Source organism: Motilibacter rhizosphaerae, from assembly GCF_004216915.1.
Classification (GTDB): domain Bacteria; phylum Actinomycetota; class Actinomycetes; order Motilibacterales; family Motilibacteraceae; genus Motilibacter; species Motilibacter rhizosphaerae.
In genome coordinates, this window is sequence record NZ_SGXD01000004.1 from 117,218 (window position 1) to 143,654 (window position 26,437).

Consider the following 26,437-nt stretch of genomic DNA (forward strand, 5'->3'; position numbering starts at 1 on the left):
CCGGCCGGAGCAGGGTGACGACGGTGGGGGCTACGACACGGGGACGACGACAGGGCGCTAGGACGCGCGCTTGGTGCGGGTCGCCCCGCCGCGCCCGCGCAGCTCCGCGCCGGACTCCGTGAGGATCCGGTGGACGAAGCCGTAGGAGCGACCGGTCTCGCTCGCGAGGTCGCGGATGCTGGTGCCCTCCGCGTACTTCTCCTTCAGCTGGCTGGCGAGGGAGCTCCGGTCGTCTCCGGTGACCCTCGCGCCCTTCTTGAGCTCGTTCACTTCCGTCCGCCTCCGCGCCGCGTGCTCCGGGTCCTGGGGACGGCGGTGGGAGTCGTGCGAAGCCCTGCGCCGTCGAGGGTCCTGTACCCCGTGAAGGGGACGGAACACGCGCAACCGGGACGAACACGTACGCGGCAGTAGCCGCGCCGCGCAGCGACTACGCGAGCGAGACCAGGTCCGCGTAGGAGGCGTTCCACAGGTCCTCGACGCCGTCGGGGAGCAGCAGCACGCGCTCGGGGTCGAGCGCCTCTACCGCACCCTCGTCGTGGGTGACGAGAACGACCGCGCCCTTGTAGCCGGCGAGCGCGGAGAGCACCTCGTCGCGGGAGGCCGGGTCGAGGTTGTTGGTCGGCTCGTCGAGCAGGAGCACGTTGGCACCGGACACGACGAGCGTCGCCAGGGCCAGCCGCGTCTTCTCGCCGCCGGAGAGCACGCCCGCGGGCTTGTCGACGTCCTCGCCGGAGAAGAGGAACGACCCGAGCACCCGTCGCGCCTCGAGCTCGGGGAGGTCGGGCGAGGAGCTGCGGAGGTTCTCGAGCACGGTGCGCTCGGGGTCGAGCGTCTCGTGCTCCTGCGCGTAGTAGCCCAGCCGCAGGCCGTGCCCGGGCTGGACCTCGCCGGTGTCGGGAGTCTCCACGCCGGAGAGCAGGCGCAGCAGGGTGGTCTTGCCCGCGCCGTTGAGCCCGAGCACGACGACGCGGCTGCCCTTGTCGATCGCCAGGTCGACGTCGGTGAAGATCTCCAGGCTGCCGTAGGACTTCGACAGCCCCTCGGCCATGAGCGGCGTGCGCCCGCAGGGCGCGGGCTCGGGGAAGCGCAGCTTCGCGACCTTGTCGGACGCGCGCACCTCCTCGAGCCCGCCGAGCAGCCGCTCGGCCCGTCGCGCCATGCCCTGCGCGGCCTTGGCCTTGGTCGCCTTCGCGCCCATCTTCGCCGCCTGCGCCAGCAGCACGCCGGCCTGCTTCTCGGCGTTGGCGCGCTCGCGCTTGCGCCGCCGCTCGTCCGCCTCGCGCGCGGCGAGGTACGCCTTCCACCCGACGTTGTACGTGTCGACCGTCGCGCGGTTGGCGTCGAGGTGCAGCACGCGGTTGACGCACGCCTCGAGCAGGCCGACGTCGTGGCTGATGACGACGAGGCCGCCCTTGTGCGAGCTGAGGAAGCCGCGCAGCCAGACGATCGAGTCGGCGTCGAGGTGGTTGGTCGGCTCGTCGAGCAGCAGCGTGGTGTCGGCCATCTCCGACCCGGTCCCGGCGAAGAGGATCCGGGCGAGCTCGACGCGGCGGCGCTGGCCGCCGGACAGGGTGTGCAGCTGCTGGCCGAGCACCCGGTCGGCGAGCCCGAGGCTCGAGGCGATGGTCGCGGCCTCGGCCTCGGCGGCGTAGCCGCCCTTCGCGGTGAACTCCGCGTCGAGCCGGGCGTAGCGCCGCATGCCCTTCTCGTGGGTCTCGGTGTCGCTGCTCGCCATCATGGTCTCGGCCTCGCGCAGCCCGCGGACGACCTCGTCGAGGCCGCGCGCGGAGAGGATCCGGTCGCGGGCGAGCACGTCGAGGTCGCCGGTGCGCGGGTCCTGCGGCAGGTAGCCGAGCCCGCCGCTGCGGGTCACGGTGCCCGCGGCGGGCAGCGCCTCACCGGCGAGGACCTTGGTGAGCGTCGTCTTGCCGGCGCCGTTGCGGCCGACGAGCCCGACGCGGTCGCCGGCGGCGACGCGGAAGGACACGCCCTCCATGAGGATGCGGGAGCCCGCGCGCAGCTCGATGTCGGTGGCGGTGATCACGTGGCGGACCCTCGGTTGCGCGGACGGCGGGCGGGCGGCGAGCGGTGCGGTGGCTACGCCGCGCCTGAGCGGCCCTGCTGGAGGGCCGCGCCTGCGCGGCCGGTCGACAGCGCTGCCGCCCGACCCGGCGCGGCGCCCGTGGGGGCAGCCGCGGTGACCGCGCGGGACTTCCCGCTCGCCTTCGCAGCGTACATCGCGGCGTCGGCGTCCCGGACGGCTGCGTCGGCACCGTCCTCCGCGGAGCGCTCCCCGTACGCCGTGAGCGAGCCCACGATCCCGATGCTGGCCGTCACGCTGACCTGCGTCCCGTCCACGTCGACGGGGGCGGCGATGGCGGCGATGAGCCGGGCCGCCACGTGCTGCGCGGCGCGCGGGGTGCCGTCACCGCCGGTGAGCAGGACCGCGAACTCGTCGCCGCCGAGGCGCGCCGCCACGTCGACCGAGCGCAGCTGCGCCGAGATCCGGCCGGCGACCTCGACGAGGAGGCGGTCGCCCGCCGCGTGCCCGAGCCGGTCGTTGACCGGCTTGAACCCGTCGAGGTCGAGGAAGAGCAGCGCGCTCGTCGGCTGCTCGCGCACCGCGGCCGTGAGCCGGTCGAGGAAGAGGATGCGGTTGCCGAGCCCGGTGAGGGAGTCGTAGAGCGCGTCGCGCCGCAGCCGGTCCTCGAGCAGCTTGCGCTCCTCGATGTCGGTGAGCGAGCCGACGAGGCGGACCCGCCCGCTGCGGCCGTCGTCGACGCGCAGGGCGCGCGCGAGCATGCGCCGCCAGTGGTCCCCGCCGGTGCGCAGCCGGTGCTCGACCTCGAGCACGCCGCAGTCGACGTCGAGCGCCGCGCTCACGGCCGCGTCCACGCGCGGGCGGTCGTCGGGGTGCACCCGCCGCAGCCAGTGCCCGGGGGTCACGACCTCCCCGGCCGCCTCGTCGCCGAGCAGCGCGCCCCAGCGGGAGGAGACGTACATCGTCCCGGCCTCGACGTCCCAGTCCCACAGGCCGTCGTTCGCGGCCTCGGCGGCCACGGCGTACCGCTCCTCGGACGCGCGGAGCCGCTGCAGCGTCTGCTCGTGCTGCAGGGCGACCGAGAGCAGCGCCCCCCACTGGTTGACGGACTCCTGCCCCGTCGTCACCTGGGTCTCGATGCGCCCGGTGATCGCGAGGTACGCCGTGCGGCCCTCAGGGACCGGCACCGGCACGACGAAGACGAGGACGCCCTCGTGCGTGTCCGCCCGGTCGAGCAGGTCGCGCGGCGGGAAGGTGGCGCGGGGCGCCGGGGTGCCCGGCGCCTGCCCCGGTGTCCCGCGGTCGGCGAGGTAGACGCCCTCCACGAGGAGGTCGGGCGCCGCCGCGGCCGCGCCCACGACCGAGAGCCCCTCCCGGGCGCGGTCGGTGGTCACCGCGAAGCACCCGGCCTGCGCGGGCGTGCGACCGAGCCACGACAGGCTCCGCGGCTCGACGACGCCGCTCTGCAGCAGGTCCCCGCTGACGGCGTACTGGCTGGTGAGCAGCTCGCGGACCTGGTGGAAGTCGCGGTGGGCCTGCTGCCGCCCGGCGCGCGCGAGGGCGCGCCACAGGGCGGTGGCGAGGACGTCGAGCTGCGCTCCCCCCGCGGGACCGGGCAGGCCGAGCCTGGTCGCGTGCGCGCGCGCCGCCAGGACGAGCTCACCGGTGCACTCCTGGTCGCGGCTGCGCAGCAGCAGCTCGCCGAACGCGTCGAGCAGCTCCGGGGTGCGCCCGTCGCGCCCCTGGCCCGCGGTGCTGATGGCGGTGTGCGCCAGCAGCGCGGCGCGCCGGGCGAGCGGGCGCTGGCCCGGCAGGCCGCCGACGAGCCGCAGCAGGACCTCCTCGAGCACGTCCTGCGGCGCCTGGGGGGCAGCGAGGGGAACGGCGAGCGGGTCCGGGCGCGACTCGCTCAGCTGCCCCGGCGAGGCGCAGCCGCAGGACTCGCGCGGCACCAGCCGCGTGGGGACCGCGCGGGTGCCGGCGGCGCCGCGCCCCTCGGCCTGGGCCAGCAGCAGCTCGGCTGCGGCCTGGCCGAGCGCGTCGAACTCGAGGCTCACCGACGCGAGCGACGGCGTGCGCTTGCCCGCGTCGGCGACGTCGTCGAAGCCGACGACCGCGAGGTCGCGCGGCACCTCGACGCCGTGCAGCGCGAGCTCGTCGAGCAGCCCGAAGGCGTTGAGGTCGGTGCCGCAGAGCAGTGCCGTGAGGTCGTCGTGCCCGCCGAGCCGGCCCTCCGCGACGAGCCGCTGGGCGACGGCGCGGCCACCGGGCGCCAGGTTGTCCGGCGCGTGGAGGAGCCAGTCCTCCTCGGGCTCGATGCCGTTCTCGCGCAGCATGTCGACGTAGGCCTGGTGCCGGGCCCGCAGGTCCGGCTGGACGAGGTTGCCCAGCCAGCCGATGCGCCGGTGCCCGTGCTCGAGCAGGTGGAGCACGGCCTCGCGCACCCCGCTCGCGTTGTCCGGCACCACCCGGCAGGCCGTGGGGTCGGCGTCGCCGGAGATCTGGACGACGGGGCGCCCGGCGCGGCGCAGCACCTGCTCCTGGGCGAGCGGGATGCCCTGGGCCACGCAGACGTAGCCGAGGATGTGGTCGGCGGCGAGCCCGAGGTCGAACTCCGGGGGCGCGGCGTACTCCGCGTGCGTGCGGCCGGCCGGGAGGGTCTGGATGGCGAGCACGTCGAGGTCCGCGGCGGCCGCAGCCGTCGCGATCCCCCGGAGCAGCCCGCCGTAGTAGAACCCCCCGAGCAGGGGCGCCAGTACGCCGATGGTCCCTCTCGCCACGGGTCGTCCATCGGCCGCTCGGACGGCGATCTGACCCCTGGGCTGTGGCCCAGGGCACCAGAGTCCCCCGAAGGGAGGACTGAACCGCGCGCAGGGGTCCGCCTCTCCTCCATGTGTGAGATGCCGTACGCCCCACCTGTCCCGGTCCGTCCTCCACACCGCCGTCACCGGCGCCCTGCTCGCCGTCCTCGCCGCGCTGGCCCCCGCGCCACCGGCCGCCGCCGCGCCCGCGACGATCAGCCGGGCGCTGTTCGGCCTGCACCAGACCGGCATCGCGAGCGCGAGCTGGCCCGACGCGGAGCCCGGCACGGTCCGCCTCTGGGACACCGGCACGCGGTGGGCGGACGTCGAGCCCTCGCGCGGCCGGTTCGACTGGACCGCGCTGGACCACGCGGTCGCCACCGCCCGCGCCCACCACGCCTCGGTGCTGCTCGTGCTCGGGCAGACGCCGCGGTGGGCCTCGTCGCGCCCCTCGCAGATCAGCACCAACGGCCTCGGCGCCGCGGCGATGCCGAGGAGCATCACCTACTGGCGCGAGTACGTCGCGGCGGTCGCGCACCGCTACCGCGGGCGCATCGCGGCGTACCAGGTCTGGAACGAGCCGAACGTGCAGACCTTCTTCACCGGCACCCCGAAGCAGATGGTGCAGCTGACGCAGGAGGCGCAGCGGCTCGTCAAGCACTACGACAAGCGGGCCATCGTCTCCAGCCCGTCGTTCGCGACCCGGCTGCGCACGAACATCCCGTGGATGCAGCAGTGGCTCGCCGCGGGCGGCGCGCGCTACGTCGACGTGGTCTCGCTGCACCTCTACCCGCTCCCGACGAGCGGGCCGGAGGGCTCGATGACCCTGCTCGCGAAGGCCCGCGCCGCACTGGCGAAGGCCAAGGTCAGCAAGCCGGTCTGGGACACTGAGATCAACTACGGGGCGGGGGTCGGCGGTGCGCCGGCGCGGCACTTCTCCAGCGCGAGCGGGGCGGCGTACGTCGCCCGGACCTACCTGCTGAGCGCCGCCAACGGGGTCAGCCGCGTCTACTGGTACGGGTGGGACACCTCCGGCCCGCTGAGCATCTCGCTCAGCAAGGGCGGCGAGGCGACGGTGGCCGGCGAGGCGTACCGCACGGTCGAGGACTGGATGGTCGGGGCGAAGGGCTACGGGTGCACGCGCGACCGCGCGGGGACGTACACCTGCCTTCTGCGCTACCCCGGCTCCTGGGGGAAGGTCGTGTGGAACCCCGGCCGCGCCTTCGGGATGCGTGCCCCGGCCGGCACGGTGTCGGTCAACGCGCTCGACGGGACGTGGCGGAGCGCGCGGCGCGGGAGTCGCGTGCAGGTCAGCGGCGTCCCCGTCATGATCCGGACCACCGTGCGCTGACACCAGCGCATGCCGAGGAGCCCCTGCTCCGCAGCATGTCCTCCGCTCTCCCTCGGGCGGAACTGCTGCGTGGCAGGGGCTCCTCTGCGTCTGCGCGGCAGGACGTGCTGCAGCGCAAGCGATCCGTGCGGTGGGAGTCGTCCCTCCACGGCACGTGTACGCTGCGTAGGGTTGAGGCGACTGACAGTGGTTCTCCCCGATTGCGCAGAAAGTCCCTCCACGACCGCTCCGCCTTCCCTACAGTCTCGCTCGAACGGGTGACGACGGGGTCTGGCCCCGGACCGGCGACGAGGGGACGACGATGTCCATCTACGACGAGCTGCAGCAGGACAAGGGCATCGCTGCCGCAGTGGACGAGTTCTACCGGCGCGTCACGCTGGACCCGCAGCTGGCGGGGTACTTCCAGGGCGTCGACATGGGGCGCCTGCGCGCCCACCAGGCCAAGCTCATCTCCCAGGTGACCGGGGGCCCGGTGACCTACGACGGGCGCAGCCTCGCCGAGGCCCACGCGGGCCTGCACATCAGCGACGCCGACTTCGACCGGGTCGTCGAGCACCTCGCGGGCACCCTCACCGACATGGGGGTCGCGGACTCCACGATCGCCCAGATCGCGGCCGTGCTGGGAGCGCACCGGGGCGACGTGGTCGGCGACCCGGCCGGGCTCCCGGGCTGACGGCCCGGTCCCGGCCAGGAGGGGGAGCCGTGGACATCGTCCGGATGAGGAAGAGCTTCGAGGCGGTCGCCGCGCACGGGGACGAGGTGCCGCTCTGGTTCTACTCGCACCTGTTCCTGTCGCACCCCGAGACCCGGGCGATGTTCCCGGTCTCGATGGCCCAGCAGCGCGACCGGCTGTTCGGCGCGCTCGGGCACATCGTCACCAAGGTCGACGACTCCGAGGCGCTGGTGCCCTACCTGCAGCAGCTCGGCCGCGACCACCGCAAGTTCGGCACGCAGACCGCGCACTACCCCGCGGTCGGCGCGAGCCTGCTCGCCACGCTCGCGCACTTCGCCGGCCCGGACTGGACGCCGGAGGTCGAGGCCGACTGGACCGCGGCGTACGGACTGGTGGCGGGGGTGATGTCCGGTGCGGCGGACGCCGCCGCTGACGCACCCGCCAGCTGGGACGCCGACGTCGTCGCCCACGAGCTCCGCACGCCCGAGATCGCCGTGGTGCGGCTGCGCCCCCGGGAGCCGTACCCCTTCTCCCCCGGGCAGGCGCTCACGCTCGAGACCGAGCGCCGACCACGGCTCTGGCGGACCTACTCCATCGCCAACGCGCCGCGCGAGGACGGCACGCTCGACCTCCACGTCCAGGCGATGGACGGCGGCCCGGTCAGCCTCGCCCTCGTCCGGCACCTCGAGGCCGGCGACGTCGTCCGGCTGGGCCCGCCGCTCGGCACCATGACCCTCGACCCGGACTCCGAGCGCGACCTGCTGCTGGTGGGCAGCGGCACCGGCTTCGCGCCGCTCAAGGCGATGATCGAGCAGATCGCCGGCTCCGCCGTCCCTCGCCGCGTGGACCTCTTCCTCGGCGTGGGCAGCGGACGGGAGTTCTACGACCTGGACGACCTGCAGCGGCTCCAGCAGGAGCACGGCTGGCTCTCGGTCGTGCTCGCCGCCACCCGGCCCGACCCGCTCGAGGACCGCACGGGGGTCGAGGAGGGCCACGTGACCGACGTGGTCGTGCGGCGGGGTCCCTGGCCCGGCCGGGACGGGTACGTCTGCGGCTCCAGCGAGATGGTGGGCTCCACCGTCGCCCGGCTCGTGGACGCGCACGTGCCGCGCCATCGGATCCGCAGCGAGGTGTTCCTGCCGAGCCGACCCGCTCCGACGACGACTCCGACCACCACAGGGGACCCGGCATGACGACCACGGACCCGGAGGCCGGCGGGTTCCGCACCGGCCGCATCACGCCCTCGGACGTCCGCAACGTGCTCTTCTCGCGCGCGGGCATCGGGCGGCACGGCTACGACGAGATCGAGGTCGACATCTTCCTCGAGCGCGTCGAGCACGAGCTCTTCCGCCTGGTGGGCGAGAAGGGCGAGCTGCGCGACGAGGCCGACCGGCTGCGGCGCCGCCTCGCCGGCAGCGACGGGGACGGGGGCGGGGCGGAGGCCTCCGCGCAGGCGGTGCGGGTCCTCTCAGCTGCGCAGCAGACCGCCGACCAGTACGTCGCCGAGGCCGAGCTCTACGCCAAGCGGCTCAGCGTGGAGACGCGGGTGGCCTGCGAGCGGATGATCGACGAGGCCCGGGCCCGCGCCCAGCAGATCCTCGACGACGCCGAGCGGATCGCCGGTGACGCGGGGGGCACGGCCGAGGGGGCCGGGGCACGGGTCCTGGGCGGGCAGCAGGCTCCGGCCGCTCTGCCGCCGGGCTCCGGCGCCACGTCCGCCGCCGCGCGCCAGGAGCTCGAGCAGCAGGTCGCGTACCTCCAGGCGTTCGGGCGCGCCTGCCGCACGCAGCTGCGCGCGTACCTCGAGGCGCTGCTCCACGACGTCGAGGACGAGTGGGGCCGGGCGCACCCGGAGGTCCTCGGGAGCATGGCGGCGCGCACTCCCGGCGGCGGCCCCGTCGGGAGCGCCCTGCTACCGGTGGGGGACCCGCTGGCGGGCGCTCCCGCCGGTGACGGAGGCCGGACGATCGAGCTCGACGGCGAGCCGCACGCCCGGACCGGGCGCTAGGCCCGGCACCGGGGCAGCGGCATGGCCACCGAGGAGGGGCGCCAGCAGGCGCAGCACGCGGGCGACGGCGGGCTGCTCCCCCGTCCGCGGGTGCTCGACCAGCGCTACCCGGAGCACCTGTTCCCGTCCGGGCCGCGCCGGCGCCCGGGGCTGCGCGCCCTCGCCATCGCGGTGCCCGTGGTCGTCCTGGTCGTCCTGGCCGCGGTCGCGGCGGTCGCGGTCCCGCTGCTGCGGCGCGAGCACGGCCGGCCGGCGGCGCGCCCTGCCGTGGTCTCCGCCGCCCCGCCGGCCGCCTCCGCCGCTCCTGCCACGCCCGCCGCGCCCGGCCCGGCCCCCGGTCCGGCGCCCGCCGATGCCGCCGCGCTGCGCAGCGCGCTCCAGCTCGACCTCACCCAGCGGCTGGTGCTCACCGACCGGCTCGTGGAGGCCCGGCTCGGACGCGACCCCGATGCGGCGGCGGCGGCGACGCAGGCCCTCGCCGGGGTCACGGCGGCGGTCCAGCGCGACGTCGCCGGCGTGCTCCCCGCCGGCGACGCCGCGTCCCTCGTCCAGCTGTGGGCCGCCGCGGCGCCGGCCGCCGTGCGCGAGGCGCTGGCCCTCGCGGGGGGCGACACCGCCACGGCGGAGGCCGCGGCAGCGGCGACCGGGGACGCGGCGCGGGAGGCGGGGCGGCTGCTCGGCCTGGCGACGGACGGCCGGCTCCAGCCCGCGGCCGCCCAGGCGCTCACCGCGTACGACGGGGCCGTCCGCGGCTGGGGTACGGCGTGGGCGGACGGCCACTACGGCTCGGCGTACGAGCAGGAGCAGCGGGGACTGGAGTCCGCGGCCGCGCTCGCGCGGCAGGTGGCCGCGGCCGCCCGCGCCGCGTCCCGGGTGCCGGGGTCGCCCGCGTCCCCCGCGCTCGAGCTGCGGCTGCGGCTCCAGCAGCGGCTCGTCGTGCACGCGGCGCTGCTCAGCGACGCCATGCAGGCCTCCGCCGCGAGCGGTCCGGACGCGGCGGCGGCGCGGACCGCCCTCTCCGCCAGCGCCGCGGACCTCGGGGCGGCGGTGGGCTCGCGCCTCGGCGCGACCGCAGGACGGGGCTTCGCGAGCGCGTGGAGCGACCAGGCCGACGCCGCGGTCGCGTACGTCACCGCCGGCCCCACGGGCGGCGCGCAGGACGTGGCGGCCTCGGCGCTCGCGGCCTCGGCCGCCGAGGTCGGGCGCGTCCTCGCGACGGCGACAGGGGGGCGCCTCGCGCCGGCGACCGTCGTGCCGTCGGTGGAGGCGCACGACCGGCTGCTCCTGCAGGAGGCCGCCCAGTGGGCCACCGGCGACACGGCAGCGGCGCGCGCGAGCGGCGGCGCCGACGCCCTGGAGCTGCTCTCCCTGGGGCGCCAGCTGGCGAGCAGCATCACCGCGGCGGCCGGCTCGGCCGCCCGCTAGCGAGCCGGTCGGCTCAGACGTTGAACCCGAGGGCGCGCAGCTGCTCGCGACCGTCGTCGGTGATCTTGTCCGGACCCCACGGCGGCATCCAGACCCAGTTGATCTTGACGTCGTCGACGAGGTCGTCGAGCGCCGAGCGGGTCTGGTCCTCGATGACGTCGGTCAGCGGGCAGGCCGCGGAGGTCAGCGTCATGTCGAGCACCGCGACCCGGCTGCGGTCGTCGACGGTGATGCCGTAGACCAGCCCGAGGTCGACGACGTTGATCCCGAGCTCGGGGTCGACGACGTCCTTCATCGCCTCCTCGATCTCGTCCACGCTGCCCAGCGGCTTCTCGGCCGTCTCGCTCATCTGCCGTCCTCCACGCTCGTCGTGCCCGTGCCCGTGCCCGCGACCGCGCGCGCGGTCGCGTCCTTCCACGCCATCCACCCCAGCAGCGCGCACTTCACCCGCGCCGGGAACCGCGCGACGCCGACGAAGGCGATGCCGTCGCCCAGCAGCTCCTCGTCCGGCTCCGCCTCCCGCGCCAGCATCGCCTGGAACGCGTCCAGCGCGCGCAGGCCCTCCTCCACCGGCTGGCCGACGACCAGCTCGCTGAGCACGGAGGTCGACGCCTGGCTGATCGAGCAGCCCTCGCCGGAGTACGACACGTCCTCGACCGTGGCACCGTCCGCCGAGAGGCGCACCCGCAGCGTCACCTCGTCACCGCACGTCGGGTTGACGTGGTGAGCCTCGGTCGTGAACGGCTCGCGCAGCCCCGCGTGCCGCGGGTTGCGGTAGTGGTCGAGGATCACGTCCTGGTAGAGCGCCTCGACGCTCATGCGCACCTCCGGTGCTGGGTGCTCATGCGAACCACCGCCGCACGACCGCCAGCCCGTCGACGAGCGCGTCGACGTCGCCCTCGGTCGTGTAGACGTAGAAGCTCGCGCGGGCGGTCGACGGGACGCCGAAGCGGTCGCAGACCGGACGCGCGCAGTGGTTGCCGACGCGGACCGCCACGCCTTCGGCGTCGAGCACCTGGCCGATGTCGTGGCTGTGCACCGGACCGTGGGCGCCCTCGAGCACGAAGGAGACCGCTCCCCCGCGCTCCACCGGCGACGCCGGCCCGATGATGCTCAGCCCGGCGACCTGCGACAGCCGGTCCAGCGCGTACGCCGTGATCCGCTGCTCGTGCGCCGCGACCGAGGCCATGCCGAGCCCGGTGAGGTAGTCGACCGCGGCACCGAGCCCGACCGCCTGCGCGATCGGCGGGGTGCCGGCCTCGAACTTGTGCGGCAGCTGCGCGTAGGTCGAGCCGGCCATCTTCACCGTCTCGATCATCTCGCCGCCGCCGAGGAAGGGCGGCAGCGCCTCGAGGACGGCCTCCCGGCCCCACAGCACGCCGATGCCGGTGGGCGCGAGCATCTTGTGACCGGTGAACGCGACGAGGTCGACGCCGGCGGCGGCGAGCTGCTGGACGTCGTACGGCAGCTGCGGCACCGCCTGCGAGGCGTCGACGACGACGAGGGCGCCCGAGCGCTCCTTCGCCCGCCGGGCCACCTCGGCGACCGGGTTGACCGTGCCGAGGATGTTCGACACGTGCACCAGCGAGACGACCTTCGTGCGCTCGGTGAGCAGCTCGTCGAGGTCGGAGAGGTCGAGCCGGCCCTCGTCCGTGATGCCGAGCCAGCGCAGGGTCGCGCCCGTCCGCTCGCAGAGCAGCTGCCACGGCACGAGGTTCGAATGGTGCTCCATCTCGGTGACGAGGACCTCGTCACCGGGCCCGACGCGCCACGGGCCGCCCCAGGCGACCGCGTTGGCGACGAGGTTGAGCACCTCCGTGGAGTTCTTCGCGAAGACCACCTCGCGGCGCGAGGCCGCGCCGATGAACGCCGCGACGCTGTCGCGGGCGCCCTCGTAGAGCGCCGTCGCCTCCTCCGCGAGCGCGTGCACGCCGCGGTGGACGTTGGCGTTCGACCGGCGGTAGTACGCGTCGACGGCGTCGAGCACCTGCACGGGCTTCTGCGAGGTCGCGGCGGAGTCGAGGTAGACCAGCGGCTTGCCGTCGTGCACGGTGCGCGACAGCACGGGGAAGTCCGCGCGCACCGCCTCCGAGTCGAGCGCCACCACGGGCTCGTGCCGGGCGCTGCCGACCTCCGCCGCGGCTGTCACGACGCCTTCTTCACGTAGCGCTCGTAGCCCTCCGCCTCGAGCCGGTCCGCGAGCTCCTTGCCGCCCTCCTCGGCGACCCGGCCGTCGACGAAGACGTGCACGAAGTCGGGCTCGATGTAGCGCAGGATCCGCGTGTAGTGCGTGATGAGCAGCACGCCCACCTCGCCGCCGGCGCGCACCCGGTTGACGCCCTCGGAGACGATGCGCAGCGCGTCGACGTCGAGGCCGGAGTCGGTCTCGTCGAGCACCGCGATCTTCGGCTTGAGCAGCTCGAGCTGGAGGATCTCGTGGCGCTTCTTCTCGCCGCCGGAGAAGCCCTCGTTGACGTTGCGCTCGGCGAACGACTGGTCGATCTCGAGCTGGTCCATCGCCCCGCGGACCTCCTTGACCCAGGTCCGCAGCGCGGGCGCCTGGCCGCGCACCGCGGTGGCCGCGGTGCGCAGGAAGTTGCTGACCGAGACGCCCGGGACCTCGACGGGGTACTGCATCGCGAGGAAGAGCCCGGCCCGGGCGCGCTCGTCGACGCTCATCGCGAGGACGTCCTCGCCGTCGAGCGTCACCGTGCCGCCGGTGACGGTGTACTTCGGGTGCCCGGCGATGGAGTACGCCAGGGTGGACTTCCCGGAGCCGTTGGGGCCCATGATCGCGTGGGTCTCGCCGGAGCTCACCGTGAGGTCGACGCCGCGCAGGATCTGCTTGGGGCCGGCCTCGGTGTCGACCGTGACCTGCAGGTCGCGGATCTCGAGGGTGGACATGCGCTGCTCCTCCTGGTGGCTGCTGGACGGAGCAGCCCTGCTGGTCGTGGGGACGTCGGGGGTACGGGTCAGCTGGCGGGCGTGGCGAGGTCGACGAGGACGTCGTCGCCCTCGACGCGGACGGCGTAGGTCGCGACCGCCTGCACGGCGGGCGGCCCGGACGGCTTGCCGGTGCGCAGGTCGAAGCGCGAGCCGTGCAGCCAGCACTCGAGCGTGCAGCCGTCGAGCTCGCCCTCGGAGAGCTTGACGGCGCCGTGCGAGCAGCGGTCCTGCAGGGCGAGGACGCCCTCCTCGACGTGCGCGAGCACGACGGGCGAGCCGCCGACGACGAACGCCCGGACCGAGCCGAGCGGCAGCTCCGCGAGCGAGGTCACGCGCACCGCGGTCACGCGCCGGCCGCCACTGCCGCCCCGGTGGACGCCACTGCCCGGCCGCCCTCGAGCTCGGCGACGATGGCGTCGAGCAGCCGCTCGCGCAGCGCCGGCACCGAGATGCGCTGCAGCACGTCGACGAAGAAGCCGAGCACGACGAGGCGGCGCGCCTCGTCCTCCGGGATCCCGCGCGCCTGCAGGTAGAACAGCTGCTCGTCGTCGAAGCGGCCGGTCGCGCTGGCGTGGCCGGCGCCGGCGATCTCGCCGGTCTCGATCTCGAGGTTGGGGACGCTGTCAGCGCGGGCGCCGTCGGTGAGCACGAGGTTGCGGTTGAGCTCGTACGTGTCGGTGCCCTCCGCGGCCGCGCGGATCAGCACGTCGCCGACCCAGACCGTGTGCGCGGACTCGCCCTGCAGCGCGCTCTTGTAGGTCACGCGGGAACGGCAGTGCGGGTGGGCGTGGTCGACGAAGAGCCGGTGCTCCAGGTGCTGGCCGGCGTCGGCGAACGAGATGCCGCGGAGCTCGGCGTCGCCACCGGGGCCGGAGTACTCGACGGTCTCGACGACGCGGACGAGGTCACCGCCGAGGGTGACCTGCGTCGAGGAGAGCTTGGCATCGCGCCCGAGCCGCACGCCCTGGTGAACGGCGTGCACCGAGCCGGCGTCCCAGCCCTGCACCGAGACGAGCTCGACCTCGGCGCCGTCACCGACGAGCACGGAGACCAACCCCGCGTAGCGCGCGCGGCCGCTGTGCTCGAGCACGACGGTGGCCTTCGCGAACGCCCCGACCTGGACGACGAGGTGGCCCCACGCCAGCTGGTCGGCGCCGCGCAGCCGCAGCACGACGGGCTCGGCCGGCCGGGCCTCCTGCGGCACGGCCACGAGCGTGGCGCCGCCCGCGCGGCGACCGGCGAGCGCGGCGACGCGGTCCACCGGCACGGGCACGTCGCCGAGCAGCGGGTCGCCGTCCGCGAGGGCGCGGACGGTGACGCCCTCCGGGAGGTCCGCGTCGAGCGCGAGCGGGGTGCCGGCCTCCTCGCCCGCGAGCAGCGCGGTGAGGGGCTCGAGCGGGGTGAACCGCCAGTCCTCCTCACGGCCGGTGGGCACGCCGAAGTCGTCCGGGTCGAAGGAGCGCTTCTCGGTCGCCCGCGACCGGGTGTCGACCTTCGGCGCACCGGGCCCGTGGGCGTGCTCCTTGACCGCCAGGGGACCGCCGGCGGAGGCGCCCGAGGGCACCCCCGCACCGGCGGCGAGGAGATCCGTGACCGACTCGGTCATCCGACCGCGCCCTCCATCTGCAGCTCGATCAGGCGGTTCAGCTCGAGGGCGTACTCCATGGGGAGCTCGCGCGCGATGGGCTCGATGAACCCGCGCACGATCATCGCCATGGCCTCCTCCTCGGTCATGCCGCGCGACATCAGGTAGAACAGCTGGTCCTCGCTGACCTTCGAGACCGTGGCCTCGTGGCCCATCGAGACGTCGTCCTCGCGCACGTCGACGTACGGGTACGTGTCGGAGCGGCTGATCGTGTCGACCAGCAGCGCGTCGCAGCGCACCGTGCTCCTCGAGGAGTGCGCCCCCTCGAGGACCTGCACGAGGCCGCGGTACGACGTGCGGCCTCCGCCGCGCGCCACCGACTTGCTCACGATCGAGGACGACGTGTGCGGGGCGGCGTGCACCATCTTCGAGCCCGCGTCCTGGTGCTGGCCCTCGCCGGCGAAGGCGATCGAGAGCGTCTCGCCCTTGGCGTGCTCGCCGACCAGCCAGACGGCGGGGTACTTCATGGTGACCTTGGAGCCGAGGTTGCCGTCGATCCACTCCATCGTCGCGCCCTCGTGGGCCACGGCCCGCTTGGTGACGAGGTTGTAGACGTTCGCCGACCAGTTCTGGATCGTGGTGTAGCGGACGCGGGCGCCCTTCTTCACGACGATCTCGACCACCGCGGAGTGCAGGCTGTCGCTGCTGTAGATCGGGGCGGTGCAGCCCTCGACGTAGTGGACGTAGGAGTCCTCGTCGGCGATGATCAGCGTCCGCTCGAACTGGCCCATGTTCTCGGTGTTGATGCGGAAGTAGGCCTGCAGCGGGATCTCCACGTGCACGCCCTTCGGCACGTAGATGAACGACCCGCCCGACCACACCGCGGTGTTGAGCGCGGAGAACTTGTTGTCGCCGGTCGGGATGACCGTGCCGAAGTACTCCTTGAACAGCTCGGGGTGCTCGCGCAGGCCGCTGTCGGTGTCGAGGAAGATGACGCCCTGCTCCTCGAGGTCCTCGCGGATCTTGTGGTAGACGACCTCGGACTCGTACTGCGCGGCGACGCCGGCGACCAGGCGCTGCTTCTCGGCCTCGGGGATGCCCAGCCGGTCGTAGGTGCTCTTGATGTCGTCGGGGAGGTCCTCCCACGACGCGGCCTGCTTCTCCGTCGACTTGACGAAGTACTTGATGTTGTCGAAGTCGATGCCGGAGAGGTCGGAGCCCCAGGTCGGCATGGGCTTCTTGTGGAAGAGGCGCAGGCCCTTGAGCCGCATGTCGAGCATCCACTCGGGCTCGCCCTTGCGCGCGGAGATGTCGCGGACGACCTCCTCGGAGAGCCCGCGCTTGGCGACCGCGCCGGCCGCGTCGGAGTCGGCCCACCCGTACTCGTAGCGGCCCAGCCCATCGAGCTCGGGATGTGCGGTCTGCGTCATCGGGACGTCCCTCCGTCGGTGGTGCGGGTCGTGCTGGTGGTCACGTGGGTCGTGCAGACGTGCTCGCCGTGGGCGAGGGTCGAGAGCCGGCGGGCGGGCGCGCCCACCAGCCGGGAGAAGGAGTCGGCCTCGGCGTCGCAGAGCTCGGGGAACTCCGCCGCCACGCTCTGCACGGGGCAGTGGCCCTGGCAGAGCTGCAGCCCGCCCGCGGGCCCCGTGCGGACGCTGGCGGCGTAGCCGTCGGCGGCGAGCGCGGTCGCGAGGGCGTCGAGCCGGGCGCCGGGCTCCTCGCCCGCCGCCTGGACGCGAGGGGCGTAGCGGGCCTCGAGCTCCTCGACGCGGGCGCGGGCGAACGCGGACACCGCCTGGCGGCCGCCCTCGGCGGCGAGGAAGCGCAGGGCGGAGACCGCGAGGTCGTCGTACGCGCTGGCGAGCGCCGCGTGCCCGGCACCGGTGAGGGCGAAGGCGCGAGCCGGGCGCCCCCTGCGGCGCGGGCCGCCGACCCCCCGGTCCTCGCGCGCCTCGACGTGGCCGAGGGCGACGAGGGCGTCGAGGTGGCGGCGGACCGCGGCGGGCGTGAGGGAGAGCTGCTCGGCGAGCGCGGCCGCGGTGGAGGGGCCGGACTCGGAGATCGCCCGGGCGACGCGGTCGCGCGTGCGCGCGTCGACGGACGGGCCGTCCGGGGGCGCGCCGGCAGCACCGCGCGTCGGCGCGGCTGAGGTGCTCGGCGAGGTCCCCACGGATTGCACAACACCAGTGTGCGCTAATTCGCTTCCCGCGCCCAGCGCGGCTCCCGTGGGCCGCGTCACGGAAGGCGACCCTAACCCGGCGGCGTCCTCGGGCGGCGTGCCACATGTCTCAGCATCCGGACGGGGCGTCTCGCGGCGCTTGACCACGCTGAGTGACGAGTGGTCGAGTGCTCCACGACCGCACGAGCCCTGCTGGAAGGCCCTGGACATGACCGCCGCTGCGCACGGGACGCTCCGTCCTGCCGTGCTGCGTGCCGCCGTGCTCCAGCGCCACCGCCTCGCCTCCTCGCCGGTCCCCCCGGGCACGCACTGTCGCGCCCGCTCGCGCTGTGCCTGTCACCAGCAGTAGCCCCGGCGCTGCCGCGCCCGCAGCGCCCCCAGCGCCCGCAGCGCCCCCAGCGCAGTCCGCCCGCCTGCCGCCCCCGCGCGGCCCGCTGCCCGCCCCGCGCGGGGAGCCCTCCTGCCCGCGCGCCACCACGCCCCTGGAGCTCCCGTGACCGTCGTCATCCCCGCCTCCTCCCTCGTCGCCCGCGACCTCACCGTCGACACCGGCACCGAGGTGAGCGGCGTCCAGCTCGGCCCGCACCTCGACGAGGGCACCGTCGCGCACCTGCGCCGCCTGCTCGTCGCCCGCAAGGTGCTGTTCTTCCGCGGGCAGGGCGCCCTCGACACCGAGGGCCAGCTCGGCTTCGCCCGGCTGCTCGGGCCGCTCACGACCGCCCACCCGACCGTGCCCGCGGGCGACGGGAGCGGCCACGTCCTCCCGATCGACAGCGACGCCGGGCGCGCGGACGCCTGGCACACCGACGTGACGTTCGTGCCGCGGCCGCCGGCCTTCTCCGTGCTGCGCGCGGTGACGCTGCCGCTCACCGGCGGGGACACGGTGTGGGCCAACACCACCCGCGCGTACGAGCGCCTCCCCCGCCCCCTGCAGGTGCTCGCCGACGAGCTGCGCGCCGTGCACACCAACGCCCACGACTACGGCCGCCCGGTGCCCGCGCAGGGCACGGCCGCGCACCGGCACTTCGAGCAGTTCGTCGCGCAGGTCTTCGAGACCGAGCACCCCGTCGTGCGCGTCCATCCGGAGACCGGTGAGCGGACGCTGCTGCTCGGCGGCTTCGCCCGCACGCTCGTCGGCCTCGGTGCGCGGGACTCCGCCCGGCTCATCGAGCTGCTGCAGGGCCACGTCACGCGCCCGGAGAACCTCGTCCGCTGGTCGTGGCGCCCGGGCGACGTGGCCGTCTGGGACAACCGCGCCACCCAGCACTACGCCGTCAACGACTACGGCGACGTCGAGCGCCGCCTGCAGCGCGTCACGGTGGCCGGCGACCTGCCGGTCGGCGTCGACGGCCGCCCGAGCACGGGCCTGCGCGGCGACGCGTCGCACTACTCCGCCTGACCCCTCCCCCGCACGCACGACACCCGCAGAAGGACGCCATGCGCACGAAGACCCTCCTCCCGCTCGTCGCCTCGCTGGCCCTGGTGCTCGGCGCCACGACCGCCTGCGGCTCGGGCGAGCAGAAGGCCTCCGCCAGCTCGAGCGGCAGCGACAGCACCGTCGAGCTCCGCTACCAGGGCTGGGCCAACCAGGTCACCCTCCCCGAGCTCGCCGAGGCCCTCGGCTACCTCAAGGGCGTCAAGCTGAAGTACGTCGGGAACACGATCTCCGGTCCGCAGGACATCGGGGCCGCCGCCGCTGGACAGGTGGACTTCGGCGGGGCCTTCGACGGCGCGGTGGCGAAGCTCATCCGCTCGGGCAGCCCGGTGAAGGCCGTCATCGCCTACTACGGCTCCGACAAGGGCGCCTACAACGGGTTCTACGTGCTGGACAGCAGCAAGATCCGCACGGCGAAGGACCTCGTCGGCAAGAAGGTGGGCGTCAACACCCTCGGCGGCCACAACGAGGCGGTGCTCGACACCTACCTGCTGAAGAACGGCCTGACCTGGGACCAGGTGAAGTCCGTCCAGCTCGTCCCGCTGCCCCCGCCGAACACCGACCAGGCGCTGCGCGCGCACCAGATCGACGTCGCCGCGCTCACCGGCCAGTTCCGCGAGCAGACGCTGGCCAAGGGCGGAGTCCGCGCGGTCTTCAGCGACTCGCAGTACTTCGGTGACTTCAGCGCCGGCACGTACATCTTCCGCAAGGACTTCATCGCGAAGCACCCGGCCGCGGTGAAGGCGTTCACCGCCGGTGTCGCGAAGGCCATCGAGTGGACGAAGAGCACGCCGCACGACCAGGTGATCGCCGAGTACACGAAGATCATCGAGGGCCGCAAGCGCAACGAGACGACGAGCAGCCTCAAGTACTGGACGAGCGCCGGTGTCGCGACCAAGGGCGGCGTCATCCAGGACAGCGACTTCACCCGCTGGGGCGACTGGCTCGAGCAGACCGGGTCGGTCAAGAAAGCCGACCTCGACGTGAAGTCGCTCTACACCAACGAGTTCAACCCGTACGCGTCCGGGAGCGCCTCATGACCGCTGCGATCCGCCTGGACTCCGTGACCAAGGAGTTCCGGCCCCCCGGCGGGGGCACCTTCACCGCCCTGCAGGACGTCTCCTTCGACGTCGCGCCCGGGGAGTTCCTCGCCCTCGTGGGCCCGAGCGGCTGCGGGAAGTCCACACTGCTCGACCTCCTGGGCGGACTGAGCGGACCGACCAGCGGCCAGGTCCTCGTGGACGGCCGGCCCGTCACGGGGCCGGGGCTGGACCGCGGCCTCGTGTTCCAGCAGTACGCCCTGCTGCCCTGGCGCACTGCGCAGTCCAACGTCGAGTTCGGGCTCGAGGCGAAGTCCGTGCCGCGGCGCAAGCGCGCAGCGCTCGCCCGCGAGTTCCTCGACCTGGTGGGACTGCGGGGCTTCGAGGACCGCTACCCGCACCAGCTGTCGGGCGGGATGCGCCAGCGCGTGGCGATCGCCCGCAGCCTCGCGTTCGACCCCGACGTGCTGCTGATGGACGAGCCGTTCGCGGCGCTCGACGCGCAGACCCGCGAGAACCTCCAGCTCGAGCTGCTGCGGATCTGGGAGCAGACCGGCAAGACGGTCGTGTTCATCACGCACGGCATCGACGAGGCCGTGCTGCTCGGCCAGCGCGTGGCCGTCATGACCTCGCGCCCCGGGCGCATCAAGCAGGTCGTCGACATCCCGCTGCCGCTCGCCCGCCGGCGCGGCGAGGACGTGCGCTCCGACCCGGAGTTCGTCCGGCTGCGCCACGAGGTGTGGCGCCTGCTGCAGGACGAGGTGCGCCAGGCGCAGGCCGCCGAGGGCACCGCGGTCCCCTCACCCCCCAAGGAGGTCGTCCCCGTTGGCTAGCACCCTCGCCCCTGCCCAGCAGGCTGTCGCCGCCCCCGCGGCCGCCGTCCCCACCGCCGTCGAGCGACGTCGCCCGCGAGCCGGTGGAGCGGTCCGGGCGGCCCGTACCCTGCTGCTCAGGAGTTCGGCGATCGTCATCTTCCTCGCGGTGTGGGAGATCGTCCCGCGCGTCGGGCTGGCCGACCGGGCCCTCTTCCCGCCGTTCTCCGACGACGTCGACGCCTGGTGGCACCTCGCGCGCAACGGCATGCTGTGGAGCAACACCTCGGCCAGCTTGAAGCGCTCGCTCGCCGGCTTCGTCATCGCCGTGGGGATCGGTGTCCCGCTCGGCCTGCTCATCGCGTGGTACCGGCCCGTACGCCACTTCCTGCTGCCGCTGCTCGAGCTCTGGCGCAACACTGCGGCGCTCGCGCTGCTGCCGGTGTTCACGCTGTTCCTCGGTATCGGCGAGACGTCCAAGATCGCGATCGTCTTCTACGCGTGCCTGTTCCCCGTGCTGCTCAACACGATCAGCGGTGTCGGCGAGGTCGACCCCCTGCTCGTGAAGTCCGCGCGCTCGCTGGGCTTCTCGTCGCTGCAGCTGTTCCGCAAGGTCGTGCTGCCGGCCGCGGTGCCCTCGATCTTCACAGGCGTCCGGATGGCCGGAGCCTCCTCGATCCTGGTCCTGCTCGCGGCCGAGATGGGCGGGGCCAAGGCCGGGCTCGGCTACGACATCATCCGCACCCAGCAGAACTTCGAGATCCCGAACATGTACGCCGGGATCATCACCATCGCGCTGCTCGGCGTCCTCATCAACGCCGCCCTGGTCCGCCTCGAGCGCCGCGCCTCGCGCTGGCGCGACGACTTCCGCCGCTAGCCCGAACCGGAGTGACCGACGTGTCCCGTCACCTGCACCTCAACGCCTTCCTCATGAACACCGGCCACCACGAGGCGGCCTGGCGCCACGAGGTCTCGCGCCCGGAGCGAGCCCACTCGGCCCGCCACTTCATCGAGCTCGCGCAGATCGCCGAGCGCGGCAAGCTCGACTCGATCTTCTTCGCCGACGGTGTCGCCGTGCGCGGCAACGTCCGGCACAACACGCAGGGCGGGCTCGACCCGCTGGCGATCCTCAACGCCGTCGCCACGCACACCGAGCACATCGGCCTCATCGCGACGGTCTCCACGTCGTTCCACGCACCCTTCACCGTGGCGCGCGCCTTCGCGACGCTCGACCACCTCTCGGGCGGCCGCGCCGGCTGGAACATCGTCACCTCGGGGACCGAGGCGGAGGCGCAGAACTACAACCTGGACAAGCACTACGACCACGGCGAGCGCTACCGCCGCGCCGCGGAGTTCGTCGAGCTGACGCAGAAGCTCTGGGACTCGTGGGAGGACGACGCCCTCGTCATCGACAAGTCGACCGGGCTCTACGCCGAGACCGCGAAGATCCACGAGGTCGCGCACCGCGGCGAGTTCTACTCCGTACGCGGTCCGCTGACCACGCCGCGCTCACCGCAGGGGCGCCCGGTCCTCGTGCAGGCGGGGTCCTCGGAGGACGGCAAGGAGTTCGCCGCGCAGTACGCCGAGGCCATCTTCACCGCCTGGCAGACGCTCGGGGAGGCGCAGGACTTCTACAGCGACATCAAGGCCCGCGCCGTCCGCCACGGCCGCGACCCCCGGCTGCTCAAGGTGCTCCCCGGGATCGTGCCGGTCCTCGGCAGCACCGAGGCCGAGGCCAAGCGCCTCGAGGCCGAGCTCGAGGAGCTCCTCGTCTGGGACTACGGCCTGGCGCAGCTCTCCGGGATGCTCACCGTGCCGCTCACGCACGACCACCTCGACGTCGCGGTCTCCGACCTCGACCTGCCCGACGAGTCCGAGATCAACGGCAACAAGAGCCGCTTCACGCTCGTCCGCGACCTCGGCCGCCGCGAAGGGCTCACGGTCCGCCAGGTCATCGCCCGGCTCGGCGGCGGGCGCGGCCACCGGACCTTCACGGGGACGCCGGAGCAGGTGGCCGACACGCTGCAGCACTGGTTCGAGGACGGTGCCGCCGACGGCTTCAACGTCATGCCGCCGCTGCAGCCCTCGCTGCTCGAGGCGTTCGTCGACACGGTCGTGCCGATCCTGCAGGAGCGCGGGCTCTTCCGGCGCGAGTACGAGGGGGCGACGCTCCGCGACCGCTTCGGCCTCCCCCGCCCCGAGAGCCAGTACGCCGTGGCCCCGTCCACGACGCTGGACTCCGCGCCCTCCGAGGGCGGCTTCGCGGGCCGGCGCGTCCCTGCGCCGGTGAGCGCGTGAGCGCCCCGGGACGGCCCGGCGTCGTCACGGTCTCGGGCAACCCGCGGCCGGGCAGCCGCACCACTCGGCTGGCCGTCGCGCTCGGTGACGCCCTGCAGGAGGCGCTGCGGCTGCCGGGAGCCGCGCAGCACCTCGAGCTCGCGACCCTGCCCGCGCCCTTCGGGGCCGACGCGGGCGCGGCGCTGGCCGAGCCGCTCGCCGCCCTGCGCAGCGCACGGGTCGCGGTCATCGCGACGCCGACGTACAAGGCGAGCTACACCGGCCTGCTCAAGGCGTTCGTCGACCTGCTGCCCCCGGCTGCCCTCGCGGGCATGCTCGCGGTCCCGGTCCTCACGCTCGGCGCCCCCGGCCACACGCTCGCGGCCGAGGTGCACCTGCGCCCGCTGCTGCACGAGCTCGGCGCGACCACGCCGACGGCGGCGGTCACGGTCCTCGACGCCGAGCTCGCCGACCCGGAGGCCGCAGGACGCGCGTGGGCCGAGCGGCTGGTGCCGAGCCTGCGGCCGCTGGTGACCGAGGGCGTGCCCGCGTGAGCGCCCTGCTCCCCCCTCGCGTGCTCAGCGCACCGTCGGCGGCGCTGCGCGGCTTCTTCCGCCGCTACGCCGCCGGCGTCAGCATCGTCACGCTCCCCGGCGCCGCCGGCCCCGTCGGCTTCACCGCGAGCTCGCTCGCGTCCGTCTCGCTCGACCCGCCGCTCGTGAGCTTCAACGTCTCGCGCACGGCGTCGAGCTGGCCCGCCCTGCAGGACGCCCGGCACGTCGGGGTGCACCTGCTCGGCGAGCGCGACCGCAGCACCGCCACGGTGTTCGCGACGTCGGGCGCCGACCGCTTCGCCGGGGTGGAGTGGCGCGAGGGCGACCACGGCGTACCCCTCCTGAGGACGTCGGGCGGGTGGCTGCTCGGCCGGGTCGTCGAGCGGGTGGCGGCGGGCGACAGCACGCTCGTCATCGCCGAGGTCCTCGACGCGGCGCTCGCCGACGGCCTGGACGACGGGCACGAGCCGCTCGTGTGGCACGGGGGTGCGTTCCGCCGGGCGGTATGAGCAGCCCCGCCGGTGTGACGCGCACGACGCGCGCGGGCCGCCCGCTCCGGCGGGCGGCCCCCTCGCGCGCACCTACCATGGAGGCCATGCCGTACGCCGCCGTCGAGGTCGTCGACCTCGTCAAGCGCTACGGCCGTCGCACCGCGGTCGACGGGCTCACCCTGCGCGTGGAGCGCGGGTCGGTGACGGCCGTGCTCGGCCCCAACGGCGCGGGGAAGACGACGACGATCGAGACGTGCGAGGGCTACCGCTCCCCCGACGCCGGTACGGTCCGGGTCCTGGGCCTCGACCCCGTCCGCGACGCCACCGCGCTGCGTCCCAAGGTCGGCGTCATGCTGCAGGGCGGCGGCATCCCCAACGCCGTCCGCCCGATGGAGGCGCTGCGCCACGCGGCCGCGCTGCACGCCGACCCGCTGCCCCCCGGGCTGCTCGTCGAGCGGCTCGGGCTCGGCAGCTCGCTGCGCACGCCGTACAAGCGGCTGTCGGGCGGACAGCAGCAGCGCCTCTCGCTCGCCCTCGCCCTCATCGGGCGCCCCGAGCTCGTCTTCCTCGACGAGCCGAGCGCCGGGCTCGACCCGCAGGCCCGGGCGGTCATCGGCGACCTCGTGCTGGAGCTGCGCCGCTCCGGGGTCACCGTCGTGCTCACGACGCACCTCATCGACGAGGCCGAGCGGCTCGCCGACGAGGTCGTCGTCATCGACGCCGGGCGCGTCGTCGCCTCGGGCAGCCCGGCCGGCCTCACCGCCGGCGGCGCGCAGACGCGGCTGTCGTTCACCGCGCCCGCCGGCCTCCCGCTCGACGACCTGCGCCGCGTGCTCGGCAGCGGGCTCGCCTGCGAGGAGCGGCCGGCCGGCACGTACCGCGTCGAGGGGCCGCTGACCCCGTCGGTGCTCGTCTCGGTCGCGCGCTGGTGCGAGGCGCGCGGGGTCATGCCGGAGGGGCTCACGGTCTCGCGGCGCACCCTCGAGGACGTCTTCCTCGAGCTCACCGGGCGGGAGCTGCGCGGATGACGGCGCTCGACGTCCCCGCCCCGACCGCGGCGGCCGAGGTGCTCGACCTCAGCCCGGCACCGGGTCGCGCCCCCGCCGGCCGCATGCTGCTCGCGCAGGGCCGGCTGGAGCTCGCGCTGCTGCTGCGCAACGGCGAGCAGGTGCTCCTCGCCCTCGTCATCCCCGCGCTGCTGCTCGCCGTCGGCTCCGAGGTGCACGTCGTGGACCTCGCCGCAGGCGTCCGGCGGGTCGACGCCGTCACGCCCGGCGTGCTCGCGCTGGCGGCGATGTCCATCGCGTTCACCGGGCAGGCGATCGCCACCGGCTTCGAGCGGCGCTACGGCGTGCTCAAGCGGCTCGGCTCGACCCCGCTGCCGCGCTGGGGCCTGCTCGGCGGCAAGACCCTGGCCGTGCTCGCGGTCGAGGCGCTGCAGCTCGTCGTCCTGGGCGGCCTCGGGCTGGCCCTGGGCTGGCACCCCCACGGCGACCCCCTCTCGGTGCTGGCCCTGCTGGTCGTCGGTACGGCGGCCTTCACGGCCCTCGCGCTGCTGCTGGCCGGGACGCTGCGCGCCGAGGCGACGCTCGCCGCGGCCAACCTCGTCTGGGTGCTGCTCCTCCTCGCCGGCGGCGTCGTGGTCCCGCTGTCGGACTACCCCTCGGGCGCCGCTGACGCGGTGCGGCTGCTCCCCCTCGCGGCGCTGGCGGAGGGGCTGCGCGACGTGCTCGAGCACGGGCGGGTCGTGCCCTGGCGCGACCTGCTGACGCTGGGGGCGTGGGCCGCGGGGGCCGGCGCGCTCGCCGGGCGGTGGTTCCGGTGGGAGTAGCCCTCCGCCGTCCGTCCTGGGCCCTCGTGCACCGGCTCGCCCTGGCCTCGCTCGCGACCAACGTGCTGCTCGTCCTCACCGGCGGGGCGGTCCGGCTCACCGGCAGCGGGCTCGGCTGCCCGACCTGGCCGCGCTGCGACTCGACCTCGTACGTCACGCGCAGCGCGCTCGGCGCCCACGGCGTGATCGAGTTCGGCAACCGCATGCTGACCTTCGTGCTCGCGGTCGTCGCGGTGGCGACGCTCGTCACGGCGGTGGCCGTCCGGCCGCGCCGGCGCGACGCCCGGCTGCTCGCGCTCGCGCTGTTCCTCGGCATCCCGGCGCAGGCCGTGCTCGGTGGCATCACGGTGCTGACGAGGCTCAACCCGTGGGTGGTCCTGCTCCACCTCATGTGCTCGCTGCTGCTCGTCGCCGGCTCGGTCCTCCTCGTCGACCGCACGGGGCCGCAGCCCGGGCGGCGGCCCCGGGCCCTGCTGCCCGGTCCCCTGCAGCAGCTGGTCCGCGGCGTGCTCGCGCTGGTGCTGGCGACCTGCTACCTCGGCGCCGTCGTCACCGGGAGCGGGCCGCACGCCGGTGACGCGGAGGCGCACCGGACCGGTCTGGACCCCGACCGCATGGCGCAGCTCCACGCCGACGTGGTGTTCCTCCTCGTGGGGGTCACGCTCGCGCTCGTCGTCGTCTGCGCCGCCCTGGCGGTGCCGCCCGCCGTGCGGCGGGCCGCCGGCCTGCTCCTCGGCCTCGAGCTCGTGCAGGGCGCCATCGGCTTCGTCCAGTACTTCACCGGCCTGCCCGCCCTCGCGGTCGCCCTGCACATGCTCGGCGCCGCGCTCCTCGTCGCGGCCGCCACCCACCTGCTGCTCACGACCCGCGAGCGCAAGCCGCAGCTGGTGCCGGCGGCCCCGCGCCCGGTGGCCGACGCGCTGGCCGCCCGCTAGCTCCCCGACCGCCGGCGCTCTCCTCGGCGCCGCCCGGCGTTCACCAGGCCGCG

At 74.6% G+C, this 26,437-nt stretch carries 26 protein-coding genes; 15 read left to right on the forward strand and 11 right to left on the reverse strand.

From position 1 onward, the window contains the following. Positions 1 to 57: 57 nt before the first annotated feature. The 3 genes from EV189_RS15635 to EV189_RS20290 all read right to left on the reverse strand — a co-directional run bounded on the left by EV189_RS15635 (position 58) and on the right by EV189_RS20290 (position 4,821). Positions 58 to 270: a helix-turn-helix domain-containing protein gene (locus tag EV189_RS15635; protein ID WP_130493923.1), complete on the reverse strand. Its 213-nt coding sequence runs from the start codon at positions 268 to 270 to the stop codon at positions 58 to 60. Between the two features lie 157 nt (positions 271 to 427). Next, entirely contained in the window at positions 428 to 2,044 is a 1,617-nt protein-coding gene (locus EV189_RS15640) for an ABC-F family ATP-binding cassette domain-containing protein (protein WP_130493924.1), read from the reverse strand. Between the two features lie 53 nt (positions 2,045 to 2,097). Next, positions 2,098 to 4,821, reverse strand: coding sequence for a substrate-binding and GGDEF domain-containing protein (locus EV189_RS20290; RefSeq protein WP_165400332.1), 2,724 nt, complete (start codon positions 4,819 to 4,821; stop codon positions 2,098 to 2,100). A 115-nt stretch (positions 4,822 to 4,936) separates the two neighbouring features. Here EV189_RS20290 and EV189_RS15660 point away from each other — a divergent pair, with 115 nt between their 5' ends. From EV189_RS15660 to EV189_RS15680, 5 genes are all read left to right on the forward strand, one after another. Continuing rightward, positions 4,937 to 6,193 (forward strand): glycosyl hydrolase, encoded by a 1,257-nt coding sequence (locus tag EV189_RS15660; RefSeq protein ID WP_165400333.1) that lies wholly within the window; start codon positions 4,937 to 4,939, stop codon positions 6,191 to 6,193. 301 nt (positions 6,194 to 6,494) lie between these two features. Beyond that, positions 6,495 to 6,866 (forward strand): group I truncated hemoglobin, encoded by a 372-nt coding sequence (locus EV189_RS15665; RefSeq protein WP_130493927.1) that lies wholly within the window; start codon positions 6,495 to 6,497, stop codon positions 6,864 to 6,866. A gap of 29 nt (positions 6,867 to 6,895) precedes the next feature. Further along, positions 6,896 to 8,059 carry a globin domain-containing protein gene (locus EV189_RS15670; RefSeq protein ID WP_130493928.1) on the forward strand — a complete coding sequence of 388 codons (1,164 nt, stop codon included), beginning with the start codon at positions 6,896 to 6,898 and terminating at the stop codon, positions 8,057 to 8,059. After that, the gene (locus EV189_RS15675) at positions 8,056 to 8,874 is read left to right on the forward strand and encodes a DivIVA domain-containing protein (RefSeq protein WP_130493929.1); all 819 of its coding nucleotides are present in this window, start codon (positions 8,056 to 8,058) and stop codon (positions 8,872 to 8,874) included. Before EV189_RS15670 ends, EV189_RS15675 begins: the two co-directional genes overlap by 4 nt. A 21-nt stretch (positions 8,875 to 8,895) precedes the next feature. Beyond that, entirely contained in the window at positions 8,896 to 10,299 is a 1,404-nt protein-coding gene (locus tag EV189_RS15680) for a hypothetical protein (RefSeq protein WP_130493930.1), read from the forward strand. Between the two features lie 13 nt (positions 10,300 to 10,312). On the opposite strand, the gene EV189_RS15685 is transcribed toward EV189_RS15680, so the two are convergent. From EV189_RS15685 to EV189_RS15720, 8 genes are all read right to left on the reverse strand, one after another. Further along, positions 10,313 to 10,648, reverse strand: a complete 336-nt coding sequence (locus tag EV189_RS15685; protein ID WP_130493931.1) for a metal-sulfur cluster assembly factor — start codon at positions 10,646 to 10,648, stop codon at positions 10,313 to 10,315. Further along, on the reverse strand, positions 10,645 to 11,118 hold the full coding sequence (gene sufU / locus EV189_RS15690) for a Fe-S cluster assembly sulfur transfer protein SufU (protein WP_130493932.1): 474 nt from the start codon (positions 11,116 to 11,118) through the stop codon (positions 10,645 to 10,647). The genes EV189_RS15685 and sufU overlap by 4 nt, the downstream gene beginning before the upstream one ends. Positions 11,119 to 11,140: 22 nt before the next feature. After that, on the reverse strand, positions 11,141 to 12,448 hold the full coding sequence (locus tag EV189_RS15695) for a cysteine desulfurase (protein ID WP_130493933.1): 1,308 nt from the start codon (positions 12,446 to 12,448) through the stop codon (positions 11,141 to 11,143). Then, positions 12,445 to 13,203 carry a Fe-S cluster assembly ATPase SufC gene (sufC, locus tag EV189_RS15700; RefSeq protein ID WP_130493934.1) on the reverse strand — a complete coding sequence of 253 codons (759 nt, stop codon included), beginning with the start codon at positions 13,201 to 13,203 and terminating at the stop codon, positions 12,445 to 12,447. The genes EV189_RS15695 and sufC overlap by 4 nt, the downstream gene beginning before the upstream one ends. Before the next feature lie 68 nt (positions 13,204 to 13,271). Continuing rightward, complete coding sequence (locus EV189_RS15705) at positions 13,272 to 13,592, reverse strand: non-heme iron oxygenase ferredoxin subunit (RefSeq protein WP_130493935.1); 321 nt, start codon at positions 13,590 to 13,592, stop codon at positions 13,272 to 13,274. Next, positions 13,589 to 14,851, reverse strand: coding sequence for a Fe-S cluster assembly protein SufD (gene sufD / locus EV189_RS15710; protein WP_130493936.1), 1,263 nt, complete (start codon positions 14,849 to 14,851; stop codon positions 13,589 to 13,591). The genes EV189_RS15705 and sufD overlap by 4 nt, the downstream gene beginning before the upstream one ends. After that, positions 14,848 to 16,260: a Fe-S cluster assembly protein SufB gene (gene sufB / locus EV189_RS15715; RefSeq protein WP_130493937.1), complete on the reverse strand. Its 1,413-nt coding sequence runs from the start codon at positions 16,258 to 16,260 to the stop codon at positions 14,848 to 14,850. The genes sufD and sufB overlap by 4 nt, the downstream gene beginning before the upstream one ends. Next, positions 16,257 to 17,000 carry a helix-turn-helix transcriptional regulator gene (locus EV189_RS15720; protein ID WP_407938152.1) on the reverse strand — a complete coding sequence of 248 codons (744 nt, stop codon included), beginning with the start codon at positions 16,998 to 17,000 and terminating at the stop codon, positions 16,257 to 16,259. The genes sufB and EV189_RS15720 overlap by 4 nt, the downstream gene beginning before the upstream one ends. A gap of 502 nt (positions 17,001 to 17,502) precedes the next feature. Here EV189_RS15720 and EV189_RS15725 point away from each other — a divergent pair. From EV189_RS15725 to EV189_RS15770, 10 genes are all read left to right on the forward strand, one after another. Further along, positions 17,503 to 18,408 (forward strand): TauD/TfdA dioxygenase family protein, encoded by a 906-nt coding sequence (locus EV189_RS15725; protein WP_231116457.1) that lies wholly within the window; start codon positions 17,503 to 17,505, stop codon positions 18,406 to 18,408. Between the two features lie 38 nt (positions 18,409 to 18,446). Continuing rightward, positions 18,447 to 19,484, forward strand: coding sequence for an ABC transporter substrate-binding protein (locus EV189_RS15730; RefSeq protein ID WP_130493939.1), 1,038 nt, complete (start codon positions 18,447 to 18,449; stop codon positions 19,482 to 19,484). Next, positions 19,481 to 20,317, forward strand: a complete 837-nt coding sequence (locus tag EV189_RS15735; RefSeq protein WP_130493940.1) for an ABC transporter ATP-binding protein — start codon at positions 19,481 to 19,483, stop codon at positions 20,315 to 20,317. The genes EV189_RS15730 and EV189_RS15735 overlap by 4 nt, the downstream gene beginning before the upstream one ends. After that, positions 20,310 to 21,173 (forward strand): ABC transporter permease, encoded by an 864-nt coding sequence (locus tag EV189_RS15740; protein ID WP_130493941.1) that lies wholly within the window; start codon positions 20,310 to 20,312, stop codon positions 21,171 to 21,173. The genes EV189_RS15735 and EV189_RS15740 overlap by 8 nt, the downstream gene beginning before the upstream one ends. Before the next feature lie 11 nt (positions 21,174 to 21,184). Next, on the forward strand, positions 21,185 to 22,594 hold the full coding sequence (locus tag EV189_RS15745; RefSeq protein ID WP_130493942.1) for an LLM class flavin-dependent oxidoreductase: 1,410 nt from the start codon (positions 21,185 to 21,187) through the stop codon (positions 22,592 to 22,594). After that, on the forward strand, positions 22,591 to 23,127 hold the full coding sequence (locus EV189_RS15750) for an NADPH-dependent FMN reductase (protein WP_130493943.1): 537 nt from the start codon (positions 22,591 to 22,593) through the stop codon (positions 23,125 to 23,127). Before EV189_RS15745 ends, EV189_RS15750 begins: the two co-directional genes overlap by 4 nt. Further along, the gene (locus tag EV189_RS15755) at positions 23,124 to 23,636 is read left to right on the forward strand and encodes a flavin reductase family protein (protein ID WP_130493944.1); all 513 of its coding nucleotides are present in this window, start codon (positions 23,124 to 23,126) and stop codon (positions 23,634 to 23,636) included. Before EV189_RS15750 ends, EV189_RS15755 begins: the two co-directional genes overlap by 4 nt. A gap of 77 nt (positions 23,637 to 23,713) precedes the next feature. Further along, complete coding sequence (locus tag EV189_RS15760) at positions 23,714 to 24,646, forward strand: ABC transporter ATP-binding protein (RefSeq protein ID WP_130493945.1); 933 nt, start codon at positions 23,714 to 23,716, stop codon at positions 24,644 to 24,646. Next, positions 24,643 to 25,449: an ABC transporter permease gene (locus tag EV189_RS15765; protein ID WP_130493946.1), complete on the forward strand. Its 807-nt coding sequence runs from the start codon at positions 24,643 to 24,645 to the stop codon at positions 25,447 to 25,449. Before EV189_RS15760 ends, EV189_RS15765 begins: the two co-directional genes overlap by 4 nt. Further along, positions 25,440 to 26,384: a COX15/CtaA family protein gene (locus tag EV189_RS15770; protein ID WP_231116459.1), complete on the forward strand. Its 945-nt coding sequence runs from the start codon at positions 25,440 to 25,442 to the stop codon at positions 26,382 to 26,384. Before EV189_RS15765 ends, EV189_RS15770 begins: the two co-directional genes overlap by 10 nt. Positions 26,385 to 26,437: the final 53 nt, after the last annotated feature.